Source organism: Methylobacterium sp. P5_C11 (assembly GCF_054049775.1).
In genome coordinates this window covers 1-2918 of sequence record NZ_JBFULS010000110.1, presented here as the reverse complement: position 1 = coordinate 2918, position 2918 = coordinate 1, and the positions used below count along the sequence as shown (strand labels likewise).

General features: G+C 67.2%; 5 protein-coding genes and 2 pseudogenes. 5 read left to right on the top strand and 2 right to left on the bottom strand.

The features are described 5' to 3' along the window. Nucleotides 1-115 (bottom strand): annotated as a pseudogene (locus ACXJKQ_RS27500) (IS6 family transposase); the annotation flags it as partial. Between the two features lie 312 nt (nucleotides 116-427). Here ACXJKQ_RS27500 and ACXJKQ_RS27495 point away from each other — a divergent pair. The 4 genes from ACXJKQ_RS27495 to ACXJKQ_RS27480 all read left to right on the top strand — a co-directional run bounded on the left by ACXJKQ_RS27495 (nucleotide 428) and on the right by ACXJKQ_RS27480 (nucleotide 1815). Beyond that, entirely contained in the window at nucleotides 428-553 is a 126-nt protein-coding gene (locus tag ACXJKQ_RS27495; RefSeq protein WP_457108835.1) for a hypothetical protein, read from the top strand. A gap of 44 nt (nucleotides 554-597) precedes the next feature. Next, the gene (locus ACXJKQ_RS27490) at nucleotides 598-753 is read left to right on the top strand and encodes a hypothetical protein (protein WP_457108834.1); all 156 of its coding nucleotides are present in this window, start codon (nucleotides 598-600) and stop codon (nucleotides 751-753) included. Nucleotides 754-1407: 654 nt separating this feature from the next. Continuing rightward, entirely contained in the window at nucleotides 1408-1593 is a 186-nt protein-coding gene (locus tag ACXJKQ_RS27485) for a hypothetical protein (protein ID WP_457108833.1), read from the top strand. Nucleotides 1594-1605: 12 nt separating this feature from the next. Then, nucleotides 1606-1815: a hypothetical protein gene (locus tag ACXJKQ_RS27480; protein WP_457108832.1), complete on the top strand. Its 210-nt coding sequence runs from the start codon at nucleotides 1606-1608 to the stop codon at nucleotides 1813-1815. Between the two features lie 33 nt (nucleotides 1816-1848). Here ACXJKQ_RS27480 and ACXJKQ_RS27475 read toward each other — a convergent pair whose 3' ends face one another. Next, nucleotides 1849-2175, bottom strand: coding sequence for a hypothetical protein (locus tag ACXJKQ_RS27475; protein WP_457108831.1), 327 nt, complete (start codon nucleotides 2173-2175; stop codon nucleotides 1849-1851). 571 nt (nucleotides 2176-2746) lie between these two features. Between ACXJKQ_RS27475 and ACXJKQ_RS27470 the strand changes: the two are divergent. Further along, nucleotides 2747-2918 (top strand): annotated as a pseudogene (locus tag ACXJKQ_RS27470) (IS6 family transposase); the annotation flags it as partial.

Below are 2918 nucleotides of genomic sequence, written 5' to 3'. Positions count from 1 at the left end.
GGTAGCGCAGGTACCAGGAGACCGCCTGCACGATCAGGACCGCCTCGAAGTGCCGGCCGCGGAAGTCGGTCCGTGCACGCTGCTTGAGCTTGGCGGCAATGGCAGACAGGATCATGGGCCGGCTCCAAAGCGGAGGCGGCAAGCTGAGCGGGTATGGCTAACGACCCGCGAACCTCAGCACATTCGCGATTGCGACAGCCCCGGTAGAAGCGCGGTCGGAACGTGCGCGAGGCCGGGCGAGCCTTGTTAGTATGGCCGCCCGGCCGGTGCGCGCTACCTCCGCGCCATGGCAAAAGAGATCCCCAGCGTCGGCGACCTACGCCGGAAGTCCGAGGTGACGGATGAAGAGATCGAGGCGGCTACGGCTGCCTAGCTAAAGGACGAGAAGGCCGACCCGTTCGTCTTCAAGTCGGGCCACCGGGTCGATGTGGCCAAGGCGATCGAGATGCACCCGCAGGCCAAGAAGCTGCTGGCCGACGAGGCCACCACGCCCGGCCTGCGCCGCACGATGGTGATGACTGCCGTCATCATGGGCTTCCCGGTCGAGGGATGAGCGACGATCCCGAGGCCCCACACGAGCGTGCAGCGACCCAGCACATGATGAGACGCCTCGACGGGTTCGCCCGCGGCCTCGGCCTTGACGAGGCGATCACGCGGCAGATCGTCGAGAAGGTCGTCGCCGACATGCCGGTGCACACGGACGACGAGCGCTTGGCCGAGGCGCGGGCACGAATGATCGTGGCCTCGGCGTAGTGAGGCGGCGATCCGCAGGCCAGCACTGGTGTGAACCCAAGGCGCTGGCGACACTCGCGTCAGCATGGCAGATCGGCGCAATGCTAAGCCCCGACCCGCAGACCTGTGAAGTGAAAATCGAGGGTGCATGGCGTGCCGTCAGCTTGGACGAGGCTGCTTCTCACCACACCATGGCGGTCAAGCGTTGCCCGGCCTGTCACGGCCGCGTGGCGATCAACGGGTCGTACAGTGGACCGAACGTTCGCCGTAGCCTCTACCACCGCAAGGCGCACAGCGGTTGCCCGCTCAAGCCCGACGCGTATACCGGGCGGCCGTCGCTGCATCCGCAGGCGCTGGCATAGCCCTGCATCTGCCCGACCGCCCGACCCGACGATAAAAGCCCGCCCTGGTGTTCCAGGTGCGGGCTTGTCGCGACTGCGCCAACAAGGCCGCACCGCGAGACCGTACATCCGGGTCTCGGTGCTGCTCTTCCGACGCTCAGCCCCCAGCCGGTCGCTGACAGCTACCTCTGCCGTTATGGTTAACAGATCGTTGCCGCTGATCGGTGACAACGCCGCGCTGTGAGCCCCGTCACCCGATCTAACCACGGGCTGACGGGGCTCGATACCGTTCCTCACGGCCGGGGCCTGTACGCAACGCGGCCCAAAGCGCAGAATGTGGGAGGGCGGTTACCCGAGCCTGACCGGCCGCTACGACCGCGCCGCCATCATGGCCCCCGCCTGCAAGGCCGCCACCGGCATTCAGGAGCGCTGCGGTGTCTCCCGCGGCGAGGCGATGTCCTCCGCTCTCAAGGCCACTTGGCAGGTCGCCAAGGCCGCCCACCGCGCCGCTGCGCACTGAGGCCCCGCACCCATGGCCCGCAAGCAGCCCGATCCGATCTTCGCTGCCATCGCCACCCACCGCGAGGCACACGAGGAGTGGCGCGCCGAGGTGCATTACCGCTGGACCAAGCGTCGGACCCGTCTCTACTCGATCCCGGTTTCGCCGCTGCGCTGGAGCGGGCGAGGCAACGTCATCGCCGCTGCCGGTACGGCGCTCATCAACCTGCTGGAGCGGGCATAGGAGCGCCTGTTCTGGCGCTCCAGACGTGGGTGCTCAGTCGTTCGGGACGCAGCCGCCCCAGTAATTGCTGTAGTGAGCGCCATAGCCGCAGGTGCTACCCACGTAGATGAGGCGACGGGGTCCCCAACCGAAGCCGCCGTAGCCTCCGCCGAAATGACGGCCGCCGAACCCGCCGCCTCCACCGAGGTGCCTCCCGCCGAAGCCGCCCGGGTGCCCACCGCCGAAGCCACCTCCGCCGAAGTGACCGCCTCCACCACCGAAGTGGCCGCCGAAGGCGAACGCGTCGGTTGCCGCCAACATGCCGACCGGAGCCGCGATGGCGGCAGCAGCGAGCAGGGTCTTGAGTGTCTTACCGATCATCACGCTCTCCAATGTATCGCCGAGCGGCTCGTCCGCTTGCGTGATTGAAGGCATAGGGATCTACCCAGATACTTCCGTGATCGGCCTCACACATGCGAATAGAACATGAAGCTTGGTAGTAATCTGGTACTGCTTTGTTTGAGAGCCACCACGAAAGCTAAGCCGCATGGCTGCACGGGACCGATCAGGATTGTGATGACGAGACGCCCGAGGCTGCTCTGCTGGAGGTGGCGGTGAAGCCGGCGCCCGAGGCGGTCGTGCTGCCCTGGCGGGGGCGCGGCAACGTCCTAGCGGCGGCCGGCTCGTTCCTCGTCGACCTGCTGGAGCGCGCTTGATGCCGACGGCCCTCCCGGCTCGGCCCGCGCCCCGGTCCTACCGCCAGGGCCGTCCTTTGACGCGCTGGCAGGCCGTCCGGTTCTACTGGCTGTTCGCCCGCGTCGTGATCCTCGATGCACGCCTGCACGCCGCACGGAGGCGCGTAGACGGGGCTGTCGCAATCGCGAATGTGCTGAGGTTCGCGGGTCGTTAGCCATACCCGCTCAGCTTGCCGCCTCCGCTTTGGAGCCGGCCCATGATCCTGTCTGCCATTGCCGCCAAGCTCAAGCAGCGTGCACGGACCGACTTCCGCGGCCGGCACTTCGAGGCGGTCCTGATCGTGCAGGCGGTCTCCTGGTACCTGCGCTACCCGCTGAGCTACCGCGACATCGAGGAGCTGTTCCTTGAACGTGGCCTGGAGGTGGATC